We start from the raw sequence: 20,924 nt of genomic DNA, 5'->3' as shown, positions 1-20,924 counted from the left end.
TCCACGCCCCGCTGAGCCTGCAGAGGCGCATGAAGCGTGACTAGGATGAATACCGGAACACTCGCCGAACCCCAGGAGGAATCGGAATGTCCATTCGTGTAGGCATCAACGGCTTCGGCCGAATCGGCCGCTCGTTCCTGCGCCAAGCATACGAAGTCGACACCGATGTCGAGATCGTTGCCGTCAACGATCTGACCGACAACAAGCACCTCGCCCACATGCTGCGCTACGACTCCGTGTGGCGGAAGTTCCCCGGCACCGTCGAATACGACGACGAATCGCTCACCGTCGACGGAGACCGCATCCACGCCTCGGCGGAGAAGGACCCGCACGACATCAACTGGGGAGACCTCGGAGTCGATGTCGTCGTCGAGGCCACCGGCAAGTTCCGCACCCGCGAAGCCGCCGCAGCCCACCTCGAATCCGGTGCCAAGAAGGTCATCCTCTCGGCACCCGGCAAGGGCATTGACGGCTCGTTCGTCATGGGCGTCAACGACAGCACCTACGACCCGCAGAACCAGCACATCATCTCCAACGCCTCGTGCACGACGAACTGCCTGGCACCGCTGGCGATGGTCCTCGACGACGCCTTCGGCATCGAGGCCGGCCTCATGACGACGGTGCACGCCTACACCGGTGACCAGAACCTCGTCGACGCCAACCACAAGGACCTGCGCCGGGCGCGTGCGGCCGCGATCAACATCGTGCCGACGACCACCGGCGCCGCCAAGGCCGTCGCCGAGGTGCTGCCGCAGCTCAAGGGCCGCCTCGACGGATTCGCCGTGCGCGTGCCGGTGCCCACCGGTTCGCTCGTCGACCTGACCTTCAACTCGAAGAAGCAGGTGACCGCGGAAGAGGTCAACGCCGCGGTCAAGAAGGCCTCCGAAGGCGACCTCAAGGGCATCCTCGGCTACACCGAAGACCCGATCGTGTCCTCGGACATCGTCATGAGCGAGTACTCCTCGATCTTCGACGCCGAGCTCACCCGCGTTGTCGGCAACCAGGTCAAGGTCGTGTCCTGGTACGACAACGAGTGGGGCTACTCCCAGCGTCTGTTCGAGATGGTCGAGTTCGTCGGCAAGACCCTCTGAACCACACCAGCATCGCGCCTCGCCCGGCGGCTTAGCGACCGCCGGGCGGGGCACAGTCATAGGAAAGGTACGACAGTGAAGAAACTGGAGCAGCCGGCCGAGCTGGCCGGCAAGCGGGTGCTCGTCCGCAGCGACCTCAACGTCCCGATGGACGGCACGACGATCACCGACACCGGCCGCATCGTCGCCTCAGCACCGACGCTGCGCAGCCTCGCCGAAGCCGGCGCCAAGGTCATCGTCATGGCCCACCTCGGCCGCCCGAAGGGCACCCCTGAGGAGAAGTACTCGCTCAAGCCTGTCGTCGCCGCCCTGTCCGAAGCCGTCGGCCGCGAGGTGCAGTTCGCCTCCGACACCGTCGGTGAGGACGCCAAGACCAAGGCTGCCGCACTGGAAGACGGCCAGATCCTGCTGCTGGAGAACCTCCGATTCAACGCCGGCGAGACCTCCAAGGACGATGCCGAGCGTGGCGCATTCGCCGATGAGCTCGCAGCTCTCGCCGACGTCTATGTCTCCGACGGCTTCGGTGTCGTGCACCGCAAGCAGGCCAGCGTCTACGACATCGCCCAGCGTCTGCCGCACATGGCCGGTGGTCTCGTCGCCGCCGAAGTCGAGGTGTGCGACCGGCTCCTGCACGATCCGGCCCGCCCCTACGTCGTCGTGCTCGGCGGATCGAAGGTCTCCGACAAGCTCGGCGTCATCGCCAGCCTGCTCGAGCGCGCCGACACCCTCATCATCGGCGGCGGAATGCTCTTCACCTTCCTCAAGGCCCAGGGACACGCCATCGGCTCCAGCCTGCTTGAGGAAGACCAGCTCGACACTGTCAAGGGCTACCTCGCCGCTGCCGAGGAGCGCGGCGTCGAGATCCTGCTGCCCACCGACATCGTCATGGCCTCCTCCTTCGCCGCCGATGCCGAGCACTGGACCGTCAGCAGCGATGCCCTCGAATCCACCCCGGCCGGAGCCGACGGCATCGGCCTCGACATCGGACCGGAGACCGCACGGACCTACGCTGAGCGGATCGCGGCAGCCAAGACCGTGTTCTGGAACGGCCCGATGGGCGTCTTCGAGTTCCCTGCCTTCGCAGCCGGCACCCGGGCAGTCGCCGAAGCCCTGACCGACCAGCACGGCGGACAGGCTGAGGGCCGGCTCACCGTCGTCGGCGGTGGCGACTCCGCAGCCGCAGTGCGCAGCCTCGGATTCGCCGACGACCAGTTCGGCCACATCTCCACCGGCGGCGGCGCCAGCCTCGAATACCTCGAAGGCAAGACGCTGCCCGGCCTTGACGTACTCGCCGATTGAATAGAGGAACGATGAGCACGACTCGCACCCTGCTGCTGGCCGGGAACTGGAAGATGAACCTCGACCACCTGCAGGCGATCTCCACGGTGCAGAAGCTCGCCTGGTCGCTCAAGGACCACCGCGTCGACATCGAGAAGGCCGAGGTGGCGGTGCTGCCGCCATTCACCGACATCCGGTCGGTGCAAACCCTCATCCAGGGCGACAAGCTGCCGATCGCCTACGGCGGGCAGGATCTCTCAGCCCACGATGAAGGCGCCTACACCGGTGAGGTGTCCGGGGCGTTCCTCAACCGGTTGCGCTGCACGTACGTCATCGTCGGGCACAGCGAGCGCCGGGCCTACCACAGCGAAACCGATGAGGTCGTCGCCTCGAAGCTGCGCGCAGCGCTGCGGCACGAGCTCACCCCGATCCTGTGCGTCGGCGAGTCTCTGGAGACCCGTCAGGCCGGCGAGCACGTTCAGTTCACCCTCGGCCAGGTGGAGAAGGCTCTCGACGGGCTGAGCGCAGATGAGCTCTCCGGTCTCGTCATCGCCTACGAGCCTGTGTGGGCGATCGGCACTGGGGAGACGGCCACCGCCGGTGACGCTGCCGAGATGTGCTCGGCGATCCGCTCCCGGCTCGAAGAGCTCTACGATGCCGGATTCGCCGGCACTGTCCGGCTGCTCTACGGCGGCAGTGTCAAGACGGAGAACGTCGCTGAGATCGTCGCCCATGACGATGTCGACGGCGCACTCGTCGGCGGAGCGAGCCTCGACCCGGAGAGCTTCGCCTCTTTGTGCCACGCGGCTTCGTCGCAGTAGACTCTCTGACAGCATCTTTTCCTCAACGTACGCAAAGGCAGACAACTGTGGACTCCATCCTCACCTGGACATTGACGAGCATTCTTGTGCTCACCAGCGTGTTCCTCACCCTGCTCATCCTCCTGCACAAGGGCAAGGGCGGCGGCATGTCGGACATGTTCGGCGGCGGCATGAGCTCGAACCTCGGATCGTCAGGTGTCGCTGAGCGCAACCTCAACCGCTTCACCACGCTCGTGGCCATCGTGTGGGTGTCCTCGATCGTGCTGCTCGGACTCATGGTCCGCTTCCAGGGCTGAGGACAAGACAGACAAACGGTGTGGGGCCGGCGGATATCCGCGGCCCCACACCGTTTTCGCATCCGTCAGCAGACGGCCATCTCAGCGCGCTTGGCTCACACGTCCTCGAAGCCGAACGCAGCGAGGATGTCAGCGATGCCCTGCGCACGATCGCGCAGATGCAGACGCAGCACCGGCCGGCCGCGATCGGTGAGCACATCGGCGTCACCGGCGGCCTGCGCGGCCTGCAGCTGACCGAAGCTGTACGATTCGCCCGGAATCAGCACATCAGCCCGTGGGCTGCCGGTGATCTGCAGGAACACACCGTTGGGGCGTCCGCCCTTGTGGTACTGGCCCGTCGAGTGCAGATAGCGCGGCCCGTAGCCGAAAGTCGTCTGCAGTCCGGTGCGCAGCGCGGCCGCCTGCCGGATGAGCTCGGCACGCCGGTCGCTGATCCGGTCGAGGAAGGCCTGGACTGCCAGGTATCCGTATTCGTCAGCTGCGGCCGCCAGGGCGCGCAGCGCCTCTTCGAGCGTGTCGACACCCTCGAGCAGGTGCGGTGAGCCGTAGACCTCGACGGAGCCGACAGTGAACAGCGGCTCTTCGCTGTCGATCGGCGAATCGGATTCCAGCAGTACGCGTGCACTGGCCTTCGCCGCCTCGACATCGGGCTGGTCGAAGGGATTGATGCCGATGCTGTAGCCGGTGATGGCGGTGGTGTACTCCCACAGCAGGAACTGCGCCCCCAGCGGATAGTCGACCGCACAGGCGAAGCCCGACGGGGGAGTGGCCTCACCGGTGACTTCACCGACGAACAGCAGCATCGCATCAGCCCGCGCGTCGGAGAAGCCGGGTGCGTCCGGTCCTTCGACGACGACCGGGAGGATGCCCTCGCCGTCCTTGCCGGTCGATTCGGCCAGCAGCTGCTCCAGCCAGGCGCCCAGACCAACGATCGAGGAGGTGGTGCGGGCGATGACGAGCTTGTCGGTCTCCCGGGCGTGGGCAACACCGAGGAACGCGCCGAGCTGGACGGCAGGGTTGTCCGGTGAGTCGTGTTCAAGCTGCGGAGCGATCTCGCGCGCCTCAGCGAGCAGTCCGGCGATGTCGGCGCCGGCCAGGCCGGCCGGCACGAGGCCGAAGGCACTGAGAGCGGAGAACCGGCCGCCGACGCGCGGATCAGCGTAGAAGACCTTGCGGTAGCCTTCCTGCTCGGCCAGCTGCGCCAGCGGCGATCCGGGATCGGTGACGACGACCATGCGGGAGGCGGCTGGAATGCCGGCGGCCTCGAACGCCTCGGCGAAGGCACGGCGCTGCGCCTCGGTCTCGATCGTCGAGCCTGACTTCGATGCCACGACGACAACACTGCGCTGCAGGTCCGTGCCGATGGCTTCGGCGATCTGGCCGGGATCGGTGGTGTCGACGACTTCGAGGAACACACCCGCGGTGGCGCAGATGACCTCAGGGGCCAGCGATGAGCCGCCCATGCCGCAGAGGGTGACATGGTCGATGCCCTCGGCGGCGAGCTCGGCGCGCAGCTTCTCGATCTCGTCGAGCAGCTCGACTGACGATTCCGGCAGGCCCACCCAGCCCAGCCGCTTGGAGGCCTCCGCCTCGGCGGCGTCGCCCCACAGCGTGGCATCACCGGAGGCGATGCGCGAGGCGGCGCGGGCGGTGACGAGATCGCGGACCTCGTCCTCGAATTCGGCGGGGGAGGGATAGCCGAATGACAGTGTCATGACTGTGCTCCTTCAAGCTGCTGGGTGACGGTCTCGACGAGTTCTGCCCAGCTGGCGTCGAACTTCTCCAGGCCCTCTCGCTCAAGGACGTCCATCACCTCGGCGTAGTCGATGCCCATGATCGCCAGCGTGTCGAAGAGCTCATCGGCCTCGGTGTGCCGATCGACGACCGTGTCGCCGTGCAGCTCACCATGGTCGGCGAAGGCCTCCAGGGTCTTCTCCGGCATCGTGTTGACCACACCCTCGGTGACGAGCTCGCTGACATAGAGCGTGTCAGGGTAGGCAGGATCCTTGGTGCCCGTCGACGCCCACAGCGGCCGCTGGCGGTGCGCACCGGCAGCCTCGAGGACGTCCCAGCGCTCACTGTCGAACAGCTGCGTGCAGATCTCGTAGGCCAGGCGGCAGTTCGCGATGCCGGCCTTGCCCTTGAGGCTCAGCGCCTTCTCCGAGCCGATGGCATCGAGGCGCTTGTCGATCTCCGAATCGACGCGGGAGACGAAGATCGAGGCGACCGAGTGGATGCGGGAGATGTCGCGGCCGGCCTCGCGGGCGCGTTCGAGACCGCTGATGAACGCCTCGACGACCTTCCGGTAGCGGTCGAGAGCGAAGATGAGGGTGACGTTGACGCTGATGCCCTCACCGAGGGTGCGGGCGATGGCGAGCATGCCCTCCTCGGTGGCGGGGATCTTGATGAGGATGTTCGGCCGGTCGATCATCTCCCACAGCTTGCGCGCACACTCGACGGTCCCCTCGGTGTCGTGCGCGAGATGGGGAGGCACCTCGATCGACACCCGTCCGTCGACGCCGCCGGAGGCCCGGTAGATCGGTGCGAGGATGTCGGCGGCCTGCGCAACGTCGTGACAGGTGAGCGCATCGATGGCCTCGTCGACACTGGCACCGGAGGCAGCAAGCTCGCGGACCTGCGCATCGTAGGCCTCGCCGTCGGCCAGCGCGGCGGCGAAGATCGTCGGGTTCGTCGTCACACCGACGACGCTCCTGTCGACGATGAGCGAGCCGAGCGACCCGGAGGTGATCCGGCCGCGGGACAGGTCGTCGAGCCACACCGAGACCCCGGCGCGGCTGAGCTGGGCGAGTCGATCCGTCATCATCGTCCTTCCACTGCTGAGATGCTGTCTTCTGCTGCTGCGACGACGGCTTCGGCGGTGATGCCAAACTCCTCGTACAGGCGCTTGTAGTCAGCCGAGGCGCCGAAGTGCTCCAGCGAGACAGCCCGGCCGTAGGTGCCGAGGAACTGGTGCCAGCTCTGGGCGGTACCGGCCTCGACGCTGACCCGCGCGTGGACCTCTGCCGGCAGCACCGAGTTGCGGTAGGTCTCGTCCTGGGCGGCGAACCATTCGAAGCACGGCATCGAGACGACGCGCACGGCGCGGCCCTGCTCGGTCAGCGTCTCGGCGGCAGCCAGGGCGATCTCGACTTCCGAGCCGGAGGCGAGCAGGATGACATCCGGGGTGCCGGTGCAGTCCTTGAGGATGTAGCCGCCCTTGGCCGTCTCCGAGGCGGGGGCCAGGTCGGTGCGGTCGAGTACCGGGACGGCCTGGCGGGTGAGGACGAGGCCGGAGGGCCCGTCAGCGCGTTTGAGGATCTGCTTCCACGCCTCGGTGGTCTCGTTGGCATCGGCGGGACGCACGACGTCGAGGCCGGGGATCGCGCGCAGCGAGGACAGGTGCTCGACCGGCTGGTGGGTCGGGCCGTCCTCGCCTAGGCCGATCGAGTCGTGGGTCCACACGAAGATGTTGGGCACCTGCTGCAGTGCGGCCAGGCGGACGGCCGGGCGCTGGTAGTCGGAGAAGACGAGGAAGGTGCCGTTGTACGGGCGGGTCGGGCCGTGCAGGGCGATGCCGTTGCAGATGAGGCCCGCGGCGAACTCGCGGATGCCGAAGTGCAGGTTACGTCCGTAGAGCTCACCTGAGAACATCTCCGAGCTGCGCTCCGGCGGCAGGAAGGAGGCGGCGTCCTTGATGAGTGTGTTGTTCGAGCCGGCGAGGTCAGCCGAACCGCCCCACAGCTCCGGCAGCGCCTCGGCGATCGCGTTGAGCACCTTGCCGGAGGCCGCACGGGTGGCCACACCCTTGGCATCGGCGTCGAAGACCGGGAACAGCTCATCCAGGTTCTCCGGCAGCTCACCGGAGACCAGCCGGTCGAGCAGAGTGGCGCGATCGGGCTGCTCGCTGCGCCACTGCTCGAAGCGCTTCGACCAATCGGCGTGCGCTTCGGCTCCGCGGTCGCGGACCTGGCGGGCATGGGCGAGGACATCGTCGTCGACGGCGAAGTCGGCCTCTGGGTCGAAGCCGAGGATCTTCTTCGTCGCTGCGATCTCCTCAGCGCCGAGGGCCGCGCCGTGGGAGGCGCCGGTGCCCTGAGCGGTCGGGCTCGGCCAGGCGATGATCGTCGACAGGCGGATGAACGACGGGCGCGGATCGGCCTTGGCGGCCTCGACAGCGGCGTGAAGGGCGTCGATGTCCTCGGTGTAGTCACCGTCGTTCAGGAAGTCGACGTGCTGGACGTGCCAGCCGTAGGCCTCGTAGCGGGCGGAGACGTCCTCGGTGAAGGCGATCGAGGTGTCGTCCTCGATCGAGATGCGGTTGTCGTCCCAGATGACGATGAGGTTGCCGAGGTTCTGGGTGCCGGCCAGGGAGGAGGCCTCTGAGGACACGCCCTCCTGCAGGTCGCCGTCACCGGCGATGACGAAGACGCGGTGGTCGAAGACCGACTCACCGGCAGCAGTGTCAGGATCGAAGAGGCCGCGTTCGCGGCGCGCGGCCATCGCCATGCCGACTGCGGAGGCCAGTCCCGAGCCGAGCGGGCCGGTGGTGATCTCCACACCGTCGGTGTGGCCGACCTCCGGGTGGCCGGGGGTCAGGGAGCCCCACTGGCGCAGCGCCTTGAGATCGTCGAGTTCGAGGCCGTAGCCGCTGAGGTAGAGCTGGACGTACTGGGTGAGGCTGGAGTGACCGGCAGAGAGGACGAAGCGGTCACGGCCGATCCACTGCGGGTCCGCCGGGTCGTGGACCATCGCATGCTGATAGAGGTAGTAGGCGACCGGAGCCAGGCTCATCGCCGTGCCGGGATGACCGTTGCCGGCCTTCTGCACGGCGTCGGCAGCGAGCAGGCGGGCAGTGTGAACTGCAGTGCGGTCCGCAGCGGACCAGGGGAGGGAGCTCATGTGAGTGAATCAATCCTTCTCATCAACGGTAATCCACCACCGACTCTACCCGCCGAGATGAGCTGTGCGGAACCGCGCAGGCCCCCTTTCGGCACCGGCTGACAGATACCTCACACACGGCGCGCGCGTACACCGGCTGACCACGCACGAAGTCTGGCAGCAGGCGGACACGGCGGCAGCAGGCGGAAGTGGAATTTAACTCGACGACGAGTAGAATAATGTCCGTTGGCTGACAGCCGCCCAAAGCGCAGCTGAACAGCCTCGCCCCTGTTCGAATGAGGAAGTGACTTGAGCGACGTGACTGCCGACCAGAACCGTGCCGCCCTCTCTGAGGAGAAGCCGCTGCAGCGGATCGCCGATGAGACGACGCGTGGGTCGAAGCCCCGCAGTCGGTTCATGGCCTTCGTCGCGCTGACGAAGCCGCGCATCATCGAGTTGCTGCTCGTCACCACCGCCCCGGTGATGTTCCTCGCCGCCCAGGGCCTGCCGAGCCTGTGGCTCGTGCTCACCACCCTCATCGGCGGTTCTGCTGCCGCCGCCTCGGCGAACGTCTTCAACTGCTATCTCGACCGCGACATCGATGCGAAGATGCACCGGACCGAGAACCGCCCGCTCGTCACCGGTGAGGTCTCCGCCCGCGAGGCGCTCGTCTTCGCGTTCGCGCTCGGCATCGGCTCGATCTTCTGGATGGGCGGCTTCACGAACTGGGTCGCCGCCGGCCTGACCGCCACCGCGATCCTGCTCTACGTCGTCTTCTACACGATCATGCTCAAGCGCCACACCACCCAGAACATCGTCTGGGGCGGCGCCGCCGGCTGCATGCCGGTGCTCATCGGCTGGTCGGCTGTCACCGGTTCGGTCAGCTGGGAGCCGTTCATCCTGTTCCTCGTCGTGTTCTTCTGGACGCCGCCGCACTACTGGCCGCTGGCCATCAAGTACAAGGCCGACTACGACGCCGCCGGCGTGCCGATGCTGCCGTCGAAGGTCCCGCCGACGAGCGTGGGCCGGCAGATCATCTGGTACGGCTGGGCAATGGTCGCCGCCAGCCTCGCGCTCATCCCGGTCGCCCCGATGGGCCCGATCTACATCGCCACCGCTGTACTGGCAGGCGCCTGGTTCATGTACCAGTGCTACGCCCTCGTCAAGCGAGCGAAGAAGGGCTTCTCCGGCACCCAGCTGCGCGCCATGAAGGTCTTCCACGGCTCGATCACCTACCTGTCGGTGCTGTTCCTCGCCGTCGCCGTCGACCCGTTCTTCAACCCGTTCTTCGGCTGACGCACCACTCCAGCTCTCATCTCAGGCCCGGCTCCGATGCCGGGCCTGAGTCGTGTCCGGGGGCCGATATACTTCAAGCACCGGCCGCACCGAACCCCGACGCTGCGGCGCAACGAGCACTGGAGAGTCTGTGAGCGAGCACGCTGGTTCCCCTGCCGATGCCGATGTCGCCGAGTCTGACGCCGCCGCTGGCCCCGCCGCCGAGGCGGTGGTTGCCGCTGCAGAGTCCGAACGGGTCAGCGTCGCCACCGAAGAGGAGCTGAAATTCGCCCCGGCTCCCGAGCAGCCGATTCCCGACCTTTCAGGCCTGGCACATGAGGTCGGCGGGGATTCGATGCAGCTCGATGCCGTGTACTTCGATTCCCCGGATTTCCAGCTCTCGCGCGCGAAGCTCACCCTGCGCAGGCGCACCGGCGGCACGGACGCCGGTTGGCATCTCAAGCTGCCGGCCGGCAGCGCCCGCACGGAGATGCACGTCGATCTGTCCGACGGCGATGAGCTTCGCGTGCCTGCCGAACTGCTCGCCGTGGTCCGTGAGGAAGTCGGGCAGGTGCCGCTCATCCCCGTCGCCCTGCTCAGCACCGCCCGCACGACGACGCTGCTGGCCGAACGCGCCGGCGACCCGGCGGTGGCTGAGCTCAGCGACGATCACGTCACCGCTGTGCGCTTCGCCCGCCCGGGCGTGGCCGCAGCCCGGTCTGAGTGGCGCGAACTCGAAGTCGAGCTCGCCGAGGCCGGCACCGGGCAGGCGCTGCTCGACGGGATCGCCGAGGTCTTCACCGCAGCCGGCATCGAACCGGCTGAGGCCCCCTCAAAGCTCACCCGCGCGCTCGGCACAGCGCCCCAGCTGGCAGCCAAGCGGACGCTGACCCGCAAGTCACCGCTGGTCGAGACGGTGCTCGCCGCGATGGCCGAGCACATCGGCGTGCTGCAGCACCGCGAGCAGGACGTCGCCGTCGACGCCCCGGATGCCGTGCACAAGGCCCGGGTGGCCTCCCGTCGGCTGCGCAGCATCCTCAAGACCTTCGCCCCGCTCTTCGACGCCAACTCCGTCACCCGGCTGCGCGAGGAGCTCAAATGGTTCGCCACCCGGCTCGGCTACGCCCGCGATGCCGAAGTGCAGCTCGAACGGCTCCCGCGCCTTCTCGACGACCTGCCTGCCGAGGCGATCACCGACGGGGTGGCCGAGCACATGACGCAGATGCTCACCGCCCATCACCGCAAATCGGTCTCCAACGTCAAGCGCACCCTGTCGACAGCGCGCTACCGCAAGCTGCTCGCCTCCCTCCAGCACTGGCTGGAGGACCCGCCGTTCAACCCCGGCTGGGACGCGACCGCACCGACCGGCAAGGCCTATCGGCCGATGCTCGACGAGGCGATCGCCAAGGTGCGCCGACAGCAGCGCAAGGTGCGCTCCACCTCGGGCGCGGAGCAGCTCGTCCACCGGCACGAAGTGCGCAAGAAGGCCAAGGTCGTCCGCTACGTCTGCGAGGCGCTGTCACTGGCACTCGGCACACCTGCCGCCGAGGCAGCCGAGGCGTGGGAGGCGGTCACCGAGCACTACGGTGAGCTCAACGACGCCGCCGTCGCCCGCGAATGGATCCAGCAGCTGGGGAGCCGGGCCGAGGAGGACGGGCATCCGTCATTCACCTATGGGGTGCTGTTCGGCACTCAGCTGCACCACACCGAGGCATCGCTCAAGGACGCCGACCGGGTGCTCAAGAGGGCATTCGAGACGAAGCTGTGAGCGCTGCGTCCCGGTTCTCGGCAGCCGGTGCCGCAGGCTCGGCGTCGCGGAGTGCTGGGCGGCGGTAGAGGGAGTCGACGGCGACTGTTGTGGCGGCGACCATGAAGCACACGCCGAGCAGGTGGGCTGCGACGAGCAGCTCGGGCAGGCCGGTGAAGTACTGGATGTAGCCGATGACGCCCTGGGCGAGTTCGATGACGAGCAGCACCGTGAAGGCCTTGGCCGGGAAGGTCAGGCCCTGGCGACGGGCCATGAGCACGGCTGCGATCGTGGCCGCCACGAGGATCCAGACCGGGATCGCGTGGAGGCGGGAGATGATGACGGTGTCGAAGCCGTTGCGGGCGCTGAGCGCATCGCCGGCATGCGGGCCGGCACCGGTGACGAGCACGCCGAGGATGACGACGAGGGCGGTGAGCCCGCCGATCGCCCAGCCGATCATCCGCAGACCGGGTGTGCCCAGCGGTGTCGCCGGCCGGCCGGCATCACCGGTGCGCCTGAGCAGGAACGCTGAGATCGCCACGGCGATCGCCGAGGGCACGAAGTGGCTGGCGACGATCCACGGATTGAGCTGCATGCGCACGCTGATGCCGCCGACGACCGCCTGCGAGACGACGATGAGGGCAAGAGCGATGACCGACCAGAAGATCTCCGGGCGGGTTCGGCGCATCCGCCACACCGCGATGAGGGTGAAGATGCAGTACAGGCCGAGGAAGATCGCCAGCACCCGGTTGCCGAACTCGATGTAACCGTGGATGCCCATCTCCGGGGTGTTCGTCAGCGAGTCCTCGGTGCAGCGCGGCCACGTCGGGCAGCCGAGCCCGGAGCCGGTGAGCCTGACCGTGCCGCCGGTCATGATGATCCCGGACTGGGCCAGCAGCATGATCCACGCAACGGCGCGGATGAATCGGTTGGGCTGGCGGGGCATGAACCGGGAGGCGAAGCTGGTGCGCTCTGCCGCCGGCTGTGAGGTCGTGGCGGTCATGTGCCGATTATCTCATTTGGCATCGAAGGAGAAGAACCGGACCCCTGTGACAATACCCACGAGTGTCCAGGCGGCCATCACCGCCAGCGCGGTGACGTCGATACCGCTGGTGAGCACGGCCGTGCGCATCGCATCGCCCAGGGCCCCGGAGGGCAGCCAGGACACGATCGCACCCCAGGTGCCGGGGTGAGTGAGCAGCAGCCCGCCGAGTGAGGCCATGAGCACCCACAGCAGGTTCGCCAGCGCCAGAGTCGCCTCCGCGCGGATGGTTCCGGCCATGACGAGTCCCCACACGAGGAACATCGCCGTGCCGAGGAACGCGGTGAGCACAACACCGAGGATGTGCACCCCACCGCTGGCTCCGAGCACGAGTGCGAGCACGGCGATGAGGGCGAACTGGATGACGACGACGCAGCAGGTGGCGATGAACTTCCCGGCGATGAGCCCGCGCACTCCCAGGGGAGTGGTCGCCAGCTGCCGCAGCACCCCATAGCGGCGGTCGAAGGCGGTGGCGATCGCCTGCCCGGTGAACGCACTTGAGCCGATCGCCAGGCTCAGCACCCCGGCGGTGGCGACGTCGACAGGCCGGCGGCCGCCCAGGTCGACGCCGAGCGCCTCGAGGATCGAGGTGGTCGCCAGGCCGAAGAAGATGATCGCTGGCAGGATGATCGAGACGAGCAGCTGTTCACCGTTCTGCAGGAACGTGCGGATCTCGAAAACGGCCTGCGCCCGGACCCGCGCGCTGGCCGGTGCCGGGCCCGAGGCGGTCGTCACCGGGCCCGAGGTGGTGGTCTGGGGTGTCGGATCGGTCACCGCAGGCTCCTTCCGGTCAGGTCGAGGAAGACGTCGTTGAGGGTGCGGCCGGTGACGGCGAACTCCTCGCAGGCGACATCGTGGTCTGCCAGCAGCCTGGTGATCGCAGCGAGGTCGGCAGGTGTGATGTCCCCGCGCAGCAGCGTGGTCGCTGTATCCCCGGGAGCCTGGTCGACGGTGCCGTGGGCTGCGAGTCCGCAGCGCACCTCAGCAGGCAGGGGAGTCTCGGTGACGATGCGCAGCATCCGGTTGCCGCCGCCGTTCATGAGCTGACGCGGTGTGCCGGCGGCGATGACGCGGCCGTGGTCGATGATGGTGATCTCATCGGCCAGCTGCTGGGCGTCGTCCATGTCGTGAGTGGTGAGGACGACGCAGGCACCGGCTCGGCGCTGCTCGTCGATGACTTCGTGGACGACGAGCGCGGCCTGCGGGTCGAGGCCGGCGGTCGGCTCGTCGAGGAACAGCAGGCGCGGCCGGCCGATGAGGGCTGCGGCCAGCCCGACGCGCTGGCGCTGCCCTCCGGATAGGCGCCGGATCGACCGGTCGGAAAACGAGGTGATGCCCAGCCGCTCGGCAAGCTCTGTGACGTCGAGAGGGGAGGCGTACAGGCGTGAGAGGTGCGTGAGCACCGCCAGCGGGCGGGCGGCCATCGGCAGGCCGCCGTCTTGGAGCATGACGCCGGTCAGCCCTGCGGTGAAGGTGTGTTCGGCGACGGGATCGCGGCCGAAGATGCGCACCGTGCCGGCACTCGGCCGGTGCAGTCCGACGGCACAGGCGATGGTCGTCGACTTCCCCGCGCCGTTGGGTCCGAGGATCGCGTGGACGGTCCCGGCATCGGCACGCAGGGAGACCTCGTCGACGGCGCGCTGGCCGGTGCGGTAGGAGAAGGCCAGGCCGTCGATGGTGAGCGGCGCAGGCGATGCAGGGGTGTCAGACACGCGTACCATCGTAGCCGTGCCCGCATGCCGACACTTTAGGGTGCCCTTTGTTTACATGGAACAATTTAGAACACAATACTGTTGTCTAAAGCAGAGTCACTGGTATCGTCGGCGGAAAGCGGGGTGAAACTCATGGCTGCCCAGCATGCTCCACAGCGCAAGTCGCGCACACACGAAGACGTCAAAACCCGGCACCGGGTGCTGGCCGCTGTCCTCGACCAGGGGCCCGTCAGCGCCTCAGCGGTGGCGAAGTCCATGGATCTCACCGCCGCTGCGATCCGCCGGCACCTCGACGCCCTGGCTGATGAGGGCCTCGTCGAGGTCCGCGACCTGGCCGGGACGAAGATCGGCCGTGGCCGGCCGGCACGCCAGTACGTGGTGACCGCCGAAGGCCACGCTGAGATCAGCCACAGCTACGACGACCTCGCCGTCGACGTGCTCGACTTCCTCGCCCGCAAGGACGGCCGTGAGGCAGTCGCCGAGTACGCCGCCGAATACGTCGAAGGGCTGCGGGCGCGTCTGCGCTCGAGGCTGTCGCAGAACGCCGAGACGATTCCCAGCCGCTCCCGCGAACTGGCCCAAGCGCTCTCCGCCGAGGGATTCGCCGCCTCGGCCACCCCGGTGGCCGTCGGCACCCCGCTGGAGGCGATGCAGCTGTGCCAGGGACACTGCCCGATCCAGAACGTCGCCGAGGCCTACCCCGAGTTCTGCGAACAGGAACTCGAGATGTTCTCCGACTACCTCGGGGTCGATGTCCGCCGCCTGTCGACACTGGCCGGTGGCGGCCACGTCTGCACGACCCACATTCCCACCTCTGTCGTCAACCGCCCGTTGATCGACCAGAACGATCGCACACAAGGAGGCTCAAGGTGACTGACACCACCGAGACCAATCCGATTCTTGAGGCCAATCCTGAGCTTCACGACATCGGCAACTACGCCTACGGCTGGCACGATGAGAACGATGCCGGCGCCACCGCCGAACGCGGCCTGAGCGAAGAGGTCGTCCGCCGGATCTCGGCTCTGAAGGAGGAGCCGGAGTGGATGCTCAACCGCCGCCTCAAGGCCCTGCGCCTGTTCGACAAGAAGCCGATGCCGCACTGGGGTGCTGACCTCACCGACATCAACTTCGACGACATCAAGTACTTCGTCCGCTCCACCGAGGGCCAGGTGCAGTCCTGGGAGGACCTGCCCGAGGACATCAAGAACACCTACGACCGCCTCGGCATCCCCGAGGCTGAGAAGCAGCGCCTGGTGGCAGGCGTGGCCGCCCAGTACGAGTCCGAGGTCGTCTACCACAAGATCAACGAGGAGCTGGAGCGCCAGGGCGTCATCTTCCTCGACACCGACACCGGCCTGCGCGAGCACCCGGAGATCTTCGAAGAGTACTTCGGCTCGGTCATCCCGGCCGGTGACAACAAGTTCTCCGCCCTCAACACCGCAGTGTGGTCCGGCGGGTCGTTCATCTACGTGCCCAAGGGCGTCCACGTCGAGATCCCGCTGCAGGCCTACTTCCGGATCAACACCGAGAACATGGGTCAGTTCGAGCGCACCCTCATCATCGCCGACGAAGGCTCCTACGTGCACTACGTCGAGGGCTGCACCGCACCGATCTACAAGTCCGACTCGCTGCACTCGGCTGTCGTCGAGATCATCGCGAAGAAGGACGCCCGCGTGCGCTACACGACCATCCAGAACTGGTCGAACAACGTGTACAACCTCGTCACCAAGCGTGCGATCGCCGAAGAGGGCGCGACGATGGAATGGGTCGACGGCAACATCGGCTCGAAGGTCACCATGAAGTACCCGGCGATCTGGCTGACCGGCCAGCACGCCCGCGGTGAGACCCTGTCGGTGGCGTTCGCCGGCGGCGGCCAGCACCAGGACACCGGTGCCAAGATGGTCCACGCCGCACCGAACACCCACTCGTCGATCGTGTCGAAGTCCGTGGCCCGCAACGGCGGCCGCGCCGGCTACCGCGGCCTCGTGCACGTCCACCCGAAGGCCAAGGGCTCATCGAACACCGTGCTGTGCGACGCCCTGCTCGTCGACAACATCTCACGCTCGGACACCTACCCCTACATCGACATCCGCGAAGACGATGTCTCCCTCGGCCACGAGGCCACCGTCTCCAAGGTCAGCGAGGATCAGCTGTTCTACCTCATGAGCCGCGGCCTCGACGAGACCGAGGCGATGGCGATGATCGTGCGCGGCTTCGTCGAGCCGATCGCCCGTGAGCTGCCGATGGAGTACGCCCTCGAGCTCAACCGCCTCATCGAGCTGCAGATGGAGGGCGCGGTCGGCTGATCGAGCCACCGCACCCATCCAGGCACCCACGTCTCACACAGGAGAGAACACTCAATGACACAGACTCTTGAGAACCCGAGCGAGGTCCAGGTTCCGGTGAAATCCCGCAGTGAACGGACCCGCAGCTTCTCAGTCGCCGACTTCCCGCAGATCACCGGACGGGAAGAGGAATGGCGCTTCACCCCGGTGCGCAAGCTCACCGACCTCCTCGACGACGCCGGCACCGGCCAGTCGCTCAACCTCAGCCAGGATCTGCCGGCAGGGGTCACCCAGGAGGTCATCGACCTGGAGGCCGCCCGCACGATGGGCGTGCTCGAGCCTGAGGATCGCCCGGCTGCGATCGCCGCGAACCAGGCACCCGGCGTGCTTCACTACGATGTGCCCGCCGGCGCCGAGCTCGACAAACCGGTCATCATCCACGCTGACGGCGTGGACGGCCAGACCGTCCACGGCCACGTCGTCGTCACCGTCGGCGCCAACGCCAAGGCCACCATCGTCGTCGAACACGAGGGCAAGGCCCGCTACTCCGAGCTCGTCTCGCTGCTCATCGGTGAGGGTGCAGAGGTCACCTTCGCTTCCATCCAGCTGTGGGAGGACGGATCGGTCCACCTCGGCCAGCACGACGCGCTCGTCGGCAAGGACGCTCAGTTCAAGCACATCGCCATCTCGCTTGGCGGAGCCATCGTGCGCCTGAACTCCAACGTCCGCTACGACGGCCCCGGCGGCGAGGCCGAGCTGCTCGGCCTGTACTTCGCCGACGCCGGCCAGCACCTGGAGCACCGCACCTACATCGACCACAACACGCCGAAGGCGACCTCCAACGTGCTGTACAAGGGCGCGCTGCAGGGCATCGACGCACACAGCGTGTGGATCGGCGATGTGCTCATCCGTCCCGAGGCCCTGGGCATCGACACCTACGAGCTCAACCGCAACCTCATCCTCACCGAGGGCGCACGAGCCGATTCGGTGCCGAACCTGGAGATCGAGACCGGTGACATCGAAGGCGCCGGCCACGCATCGTCGACTGGTCGCTTCGATGAGGAGCACCTGTTCTACCTCATGAGCCGCGGCATCCCGGAGACCGTCGCCCGACGCCTGGTGGTGCGTGGCTTCTTCAACGAGGTCATCCAGCAGATCCGCGTGCCCGAGATCGAGGAAGTCCTCACCGAGCAGATCGAGGACGAGCTGTCGCGGAGCATGATGTGAGTCTGCACGAAGCGTGCAAGGCCAGTGCTGTCCCGGCCGGCGAAGCGCTGCGCGTCGTCATCGACGAACGCGAGATCTGCATCGCCCGCACCGAGGACGGCACCGTCCACGCGATCGACGACCTGTGCACCCACGGCGAGGTCTCACTCGCCGAAGGGGAGATCATGGACTGCTCGATCGAGTGCTGGCTGCACGGCTCCGCCTTCTCACTGACCACCGGACAGCCGCTGACCCCGCCGGCCTCCGAACCGGTCGCCGTGTATCCGTGCGAAGAGCGCGACGGCGTCGTCTACGTCGACCTCACCCCGGCAGCGGCCAACTGATCCTCACCGAACGAACAACACCAAAGGACTGAAACCATGGCAACTCTTTCCATCCGCGACCTGCACGTCAGCGTCCAGACCGAATCCGGCCCCAAGGAGATCCTCAAGGGCGTCGACCTGGAGCTCAACTCCAACGAGACCCACGCGATCATGGGCCCCAACGGCTCGGGCAAGTCGACCCTGGCCTACGCCCTGGCCGGCCACCCGAAGTACGAGATCACCTCCGGCACCGTCACCCTCGACGGAGAGGACATCACCGAGATGTCCCCGGACGAGCGCGCCCGCGCCGGCCTGTTCCTGGCCATGCAGTACCCCGTCGAGGTTCCCGGCGTGACCGTGACGAACTTCCTGCGCTCGGCCAAGACCGCCATCGACGGCGAGGCCCCGAAGCTGCGCACCTGGACCAAGGAGCTCTCCGGCGCGATGAAGGACCTGCGCGTCGACCCGGCGTTCGCCGCCCGCAACGTCAACGAGGGCTTCTCCGGTGGTGAGAAGAAGCGCCACGAGATCCTCCAGATGGAGATGCTCAAGCCGCGCTTCGCGATCCTCGACGAGACCGACTCCGGCCTCGACGTCGACGCCCTGCGCATCGTCTCCGAAGGCGTCAACCGCGCCAAGGAGAAGACCGATGTCGGCATCATGCTCATCACCCACTACACCCGCATCCTGCAGTACATCACCCCGGATCGCGTGCACGTGCTCTACAACGGCCGCGTGGCTGAGTCCGGCGGACCGGAGCTGGCCGAGCGCCTCGAGAACGAGGGCTACGACCGCCTCGCCCTGCAGGACGCCTGATCACCACGCTCACCTCAATGCTCCGCCCTGCTGACATCGACCGCATCCGCAACGACTTCCCGATCCTCGATCGGGAAGTCGGCGGGCAGCGGCTGGTGTATCTCGACTCCGGTGCCACCGCGCAGAAGCCGCGCCAGGTCATCGATGCGATCGATGAGTTCTACCAGCGGCGCAACGCCGCGGTGCACCGGGGTGCGCATCAGCTGGCCGTCGAAGCCACTGATGCGTTCGAGGCCGGGCGCGAGGCGGTGGCGGCTTTCGTCGGGGCCGCCGCCGACGAGGTGTGCTGGACGAAGAACGCCACGGAGGCGCTCAACGTCGTCGCCCTCGGCATGGCGCATGCCTCTGCAGGGCTCGGGGGAGCAGAAGCGCAGCGCTTCCGGCTCGGTCCCGGCGACTCGATCGTCGTGACCGAGATGGAGCACCACGCCAACCTCATCCCGTGGCAGCAGACCGCAGCGCTCACCGGCGCCCAGCTGCGCTGGCTGCCGCTGACCGACGACGGCCAGCTCGACCTCACTGAGCTCGACAGCATCGTCGATGAGACGACGAAGGTGCTGGCCTTCACCCACGTCTCGAACGTGCTCGGCACCATCAATCCCGTCGAGCGGCTCGTCGAGCGCGCCCGCGCCGTCGGCGCCTACACGGTGCTCGATGCCTGCCAGTCGGTGCCGCACCTGCCGGTCAACCTGCACGACCTCGACGTCGACTTCGCAGCCTTCTCCGGTCACAAGATGCTGGGACCCACCGGCATCGGCGCACTCTACGGCCGCTCTGAGCTGCTCAACGCTCTCCCGCCGGTCATCACCGGCGGCTCGATGATCACGACCGTCGACATGGAATCGGCTGCGTTCATGCCCGCCCCGCAGCGGTTCGAAGCCGGCACCCAGCCGATCGCCGAGATCGTCGGCCTGCATGCCGCAGTCGACTTCCTCGGCTACTACGGCATGGAAGAGCTCGCCGCCCACGAGGCGCAGATCGCCGCCCGGCTTATCGACGGCATTGCCCAGATCCCGGGAATCCGGCGGATCGGCCCGCCAGCTGACGAGGCGAGCATCGCTGCGGTGTCCTTCGACGTCGACGGCGTGCACGCCCACGACGTCGGCCAGGTGCTCGACAGCCGCGGCATCGCCGTGCGCGTCGGCCACCACTGCGCCCAGCCGCTGCACCGCCGCTACGGCCTGACCGCCACTACCCGGGCCAGCGCCTCGGTCTTCACCACGGAGGCCGACTGCGATGCCTTCCTGGCAGCGCTGGCAGAGGTGCGGCCCTTCTTCGGACTGGCATGAGAGAAGCGAGGACACCATGAGCGATCTGCAGCAGCTGTACCAAGAGGTCATTCTCGACCACGCCAAGCGCCGCTGCGGCAATCTGCCGCTGGCCGGCGCACCCGAGAACGGCGACGCACTGTTCGGCTCCTCCCACCAGGTCAACCCGACCTGCGGAGACGAGATCACCGTCGAGGCGCTCTACGACCCTGCCGCCGAGAGCCTGCACATGCGCTGGGACGGCGCCGGCTGCTCGATCTCGATGGCCTCGGCCTCAGTGCTGGCCGAGATGCTCGACGAGCTGGCACCGGACCGGTTTGCCGAGGTGGAAGCCAGCTTCCACGAGCTCATGCACTCCCGTGGGCGCGGGCACGCCGACGAGGATCTCCTCGGCGATGCTGCCGCGTTCGAGGGAGTCTCGAAGTTTCCTGCGCGCATCAAGTGCGCGCTGCTGGCCTGGATGGCATTCAAAGATGCCTTCGTGCAGGCGCAGGCGGCCGCCGAGGGCCGCTGACCCGTATGCTGACAGTACGAGGAGGACACTATGCCTGAAGTGATCGACCAACCGACCAACGCCACACCCGAAGAGGTCATCGACGCGCTCATGGACGTCGTCGACCCGGAGCTCGGCGTCAACATCGTCGACCTGGGACTCGTCTACGGCGCGTCCGTTGAGGACGACGGCACTGCCGTCGTCGAGATGACCCTGACCTCGGCGGCCTGCCCGCTGACCGACGTCATCGAGGACCAGTGCGCCCAGCAGCTCGAGGGCATCGTGCCGGCCTACCGCATCAACTGGGTGTGGATGCCGCCATGGGGCCCCGAGCGCATCACCGAGGACGGCAAGGAGCAGATGCGCGCCCTCGGCTTCAACATCTGAGCCCGC

General features: G+C 67.4%; 20 protein-coding genes. 14 read left to right on the top strand and 6 right to left on the bottom strand.

Annotated features, from left to right (window positions below):
• Positions 1-86 precede the first annotated feature (86 nt).
• The 4 genes from gap to secG all read left to right on the top strand — a co-directional run bounded on the left by gap (position 87) and on the right by secG (position 3,486).
• Positions 87-1,091: a type I glyceraldehyde-3-phosphate dehydrogenase gene (gap, locus tag M3C25_RS09385; RefSeq protein WP_259856074.1), complete on the top strand. Its 1,005-nt coding sequence runs from the start codon at positions 87-89 to the stop codon at positions 1,089-1,091.
• A gap of 75 nt (positions 1,092-1,166) precedes the next feature.
• The gene (locus M3C25_RS09380; protein WP_170274141.1) at positions 1,167-2,390 is read left to right on the top strand and encodes a phosphoglycerate kinase; all 1,224 of its coding nucleotides are present in this window, start codon (positions 1,167-1,169) and stop codon (positions 2,388-2,390) included.
• A gap of 11 nt (positions 2,391-2,401) precedes the next feature.
• Entirely contained in the window at positions 2,402-3,190 is a 789-nt protein-coding gene (gene tpiA, locus M3C25_RS09375; protein WP_102160220.1) for a triose-phosphate isomerase, read from the top strand.
• A gap of 47 nt (positions 3,191-3,237) precedes the next feature.
• On the top strand, positions 3,238-3,486 hold the full coding sequence (gene secG / locus M3C25_RS09370) for a preprotein translocase subunit SecG (protein WP_243743525.1): 249 nt from the start codon (positions 3,238-3,240) through the stop codon (positions 3,484-3,486).
• Between the two features lie 95 nt (positions 3,487-3,581).
• Here secG and M3C25_RS09365 read toward each other — a convergent pair whose 3' ends face one another.
• Genes M3C25_RS09365 through tkt form a run of 3 tightly spaced genes read right to left on the bottom strand, consistent with a single transcriptional unit; the run spans position 3,582 to position 8,385 of the window.
• Positions 3,582-5,201, bottom strand: a complete 1,620-nt coding sequence (locus M3C25_RS09365; RefSeq protein WP_259856072.1) for a phosphoglucose isomerase-related protein — start codon at positions 5,199-5,201, stop codon at positions 3,582-3,584.
• A complete protein-coding gene (tal, locus tag M3C25_RS09360) occupies positions 5,198-6,307 on the bottom strand; it encodes a transaldolase (RefSeq protein WP_165882898.1) in 1,110 nt (369 codons plus the stop codon). Before tal ends, M3C25_RS09365 begins: the two co-directional genes overlap by 4 nt.
• Positions 6,307-8,385: a transketolase gene (gene tkt, locus M3C25_RS09355; RefSeq protein WP_259856070.1), complete on the bottom strand. Its 2,079-nt coding sequence runs from the start codon at positions 8,383-8,385 to the stop codon at positions 6,307-6,309. The genes tal and tkt overlap by 1 nt, the downstream gene beginning before the upstream one ends.
• A gap of 342 nt (positions 8,386-8,727) precedes the next feature.
• Between tkt and M3C25_RS09350 the strand changes: the two genes are divergently transcribed.
• Positions 8,728-9,660: a heme o synthase gene (locus M3C25_RS09350; protein WP_259798859.1), complete on the top strand. Its 933-nt coding sequence runs from the start codon at positions 8,728-8,730 to the stop codon at positions 9,658-9,660.
• A gap of 130 nt (positions 9,661-9,790) precedes the next feature.
• Positions 9,791-11,407 (top strand): CYTH and CHAD domain-containing protein, encoded by a 1,617-nt coding sequence (locus tag M3C25_RS09345; protein ID WP_259856068.1) that lies wholly within the window; start codon positions 9,791-9,793, stop codon positions 11,405-11,407.
• Here M3C25_RS09345 and M3C25_RS09340 read toward each other — a convergent pair.
• Genes M3C25_RS09340 through M3C25_RS09330 form a run of 3 tightly spaced genes read right to left on the bottom strand, consistent with a single transcriptional unit; the run spans position 11,379 to position 14,140 of the window.
• Positions 11,379-12,389 carry a COX15/CtaA family protein gene (locus tag M3C25_RS09340; protein ID WP_259856066.1) on the bottom strand — a complete coding sequence of 337 codons (1,011 nt, stop codon included), beginning with the start codon at positions 12,387-12,389 and terminating at the stop codon, positions 11,379-11,381. The genes M3C25_RS09345 and M3C25_RS09340 overlap by 29 nt on opposite strands.
• Before the next feature lie 12 nt (positions 12,390-12,401).
• Positions 12,402-13,202 (bottom strand): ABC transporter permease, encoded by an 801-nt coding sequence (locus tag M3C25_RS09335; protein ID WP_243743527.1) that lies wholly within the window; start codon positions 13,200-13,202, stop codon positions 12,402-12,404.
• Positions 13,199-14,140, bottom strand: a complete 942-nt coding sequence (locus M3C25_RS09330; protein WP_257994987.1) for an ABC transporter ATP-binding protein — start codon at positions 14,138-14,140, stop codon at positions 13,199-13,201. The genes M3C25_RS09335 and M3C25_RS09330 overlap by 4 nt, the downstream gene beginning before the upstream one ends.
• A gap of 132 nt (positions 14,141-14,272) precedes the next feature.
• Between M3C25_RS09330 and M3C25_RS09325 the strand changes: the two genes are divergently transcribed.
• The 8 genes from M3C25_RS09325 to M3C25_RS09290 are packed head-to-tail and all read left to right on the top strand — an operon-like array spanning position 14,273 to position 20,918.
• Entirely contained in the window at positions 14,273-15,013 is a 741-nt protein-coding gene (locus tag M3C25_RS09325; RefSeq protein WP_102160720.1) for a helix-turn-helix transcriptional regulator, read from the top strand.
• Complete coding sequence (gene sufB, locus M3C25_RS09320) at positions 15,010-16,446, top strand: Fe-S cluster assembly protein SufB (protein WP_102160206.1); 1,437 nt, start codon at positions 15,010-15,012, stop codon at positions 16,444-16,446. The genes M3C25_RS09325 and sufB overlap by 4 nt, the downstream gene beginning before the upstream one ends.
• A 54-nt stretch (positions 16,447-16,500) precedes the next feature.
• Positions 16,501-17,652, top strand: coding sequence for a Fe-S cluster assembly protein SufD (gene sufD / locus M3C25_RS09315; protein WP_259856064.1), 1,152 nt, complete (start codon positions 16,501-16,503; stop codon positions 17,650-17,652).
• On the top strand, positions 17,649-17,975 hold the full coding sequence (locus M3C25_RS09310; RefSeq protein WP_170274134.1) for a non-heme iron oxygenase ferredoxin subunit: 327 nt from the start codon (positions 17,649-17,651) through the stop codon (positions 17,973-17,975). Before sufD ends, M3C25_RS09310 begins: the two co-directional genes overlap by 4 nt.
• 36 nt (positions 17,976-18,011) lie before the next feature.
• A complete protein-coding gene (sufC, locus tag M3C25_RS09305; protein ID WP_102160200.1) occupies positions 18,012-18,770 on the top strand; it encodes a Fe-S cluster assembly ATPase SufC in 759 nt (252 codons plus the stop codon).
• A gap of 17 nt (positions 18,771-18,787) precedes the next feature.
• Complete coding sequence (locus M3C25_RS09300) at positions 18,788-20,059, top strand: SufS family cysteine desulfurase (protein WP_259856063.1); 1,272 nt, start codon at positions 18,788-18,790, stop codon at positions 20,057-20,059.
• Between the two features lie 16 nt (positions 20,060-20,075).
• Positions 20,076-20,552, top strand: coding sequence for a Fe-S cluster assembly sulfur transfer protein SufU (sufU, locus tag M3C25_RS09295; RefSeq protein ID WP_259856061.1), 477 nt, complete (start codon positions 20,076-20,078; stop codon positions 20,550-20,552).
• Positions 20,553-20,582: 30 nt separating this feature from the next.
• On the top strand, positions 20,583-20,918 hold the full coding sequence (locus M3C25_RS09290) for a metal-sulfur cluster assembly factor (protein ID WP_102160193.1): 336 nt from the start codon (positions 20,583-20,585) through the stop codon (positions 20,916-20,918).
• Positions 20,919-20,924 lie beyond the last annotated feature (6 nt).

Source organism: Brevibacterium luteolum (assembly GCF_025147615.1).
Lineage (GTDB): Bacteria > Actinomycetota > Actinomycetes > Actinomycetales > Brevibacteriaceae > Brevibacterium > Brevibacterium luteolum.
This window is presented reverse-complemented; position numbering and strand designations above follow the sequence as displayed.

What these genes read in the sequence shown, in the direction of transcription:
- gap (WP_259856074.1), top strand. Translation starts at nt 87, where the DNA reads ATGTCCATTCGTGTAGGCATCAACGGCTTCGGCCGAATCGGCCGCTCG.
- tpiA (WP_102160220.1), top strand. Translation starts at nt 2,402, where the DNA reads ATGAGCACGACTCGCACCCTGCTGCTGGCCGGGAACTGGAAGATGAAC.
- M3C25_RS09365 (WP_259856072.1), bottom strand. Translation starts at nt 5,201, where the DNA reads ATGACACTGTCATTCGGCTATCCCTCCCCCGCCGAATTCGAGGACGAG.
- tal (WP_165882898.1), bottom strand. Translation starts at nt 6,307, where the DNA reads ATGACGGATCGACTCGCCCAGCTCAGCCGCGCCGGGGTCTCGGTGTGG.
- tkt (WP_259856070.1), bottom strand. Translation starts at nt 8,385, where the DNA reads ATGAGCTCCCTCCCCTGGTCCGCTGCGGACCGCACTGCAGTTCACACT.
- M3C25_RS09340 (WP_259856066.1), bottom strand. Translation starts at nt 12,389, where the DNA reads ATGACCGCCACGACCTCACAGCCGGCGGCAGAGCGCACCAGCTTCGCC.
- M3C25_RS09325 (WP_102160720.1), top strand. Translation starts at nt 14,273, where the DNA reads ATGGCTGCCCAGCATGCTCCACAGCGCAAGTCGCGCACACACGAAGAC.
- sufD (WP_259856064.1), top strand. Translation starts at nt 16,501, where the DNA reads ATGACACAGACTCTTGAGAACCCGAGCGAGGTCCAGGTTCCGGTGAAA.
- sufC (WP_102160200.1), top strand. Translation starts at nt 18,012, where the DNA reads ATGGCAACTCTTTCCATCCGCGACCTGCACGTCAGCGTCCAGACCGAA.
- M3C25_RS09300 (WP_259856063.1), top strand. Translation starts at nt 18,788, where the DNA reads ATGCTCCGCCCTGCTGACATCGACCGCATCCGCAACGACTTCCCGATC.
- sufU (WP_259856061.1), top strand. Translation starts at nt 20,076, where the DNA reads ATGAGCGATCTGCAGCAGCTGTACCAAGAGGTCATTCTCGACCACGCC.
- M3C25_RS09290 (WP_102160193.1), top strand. Translation starts at nt 20,583, where the DNA reads ATGCCTGAAGTGATCGACCAACCGACCAACGCCACACCCGAAGAGGTC.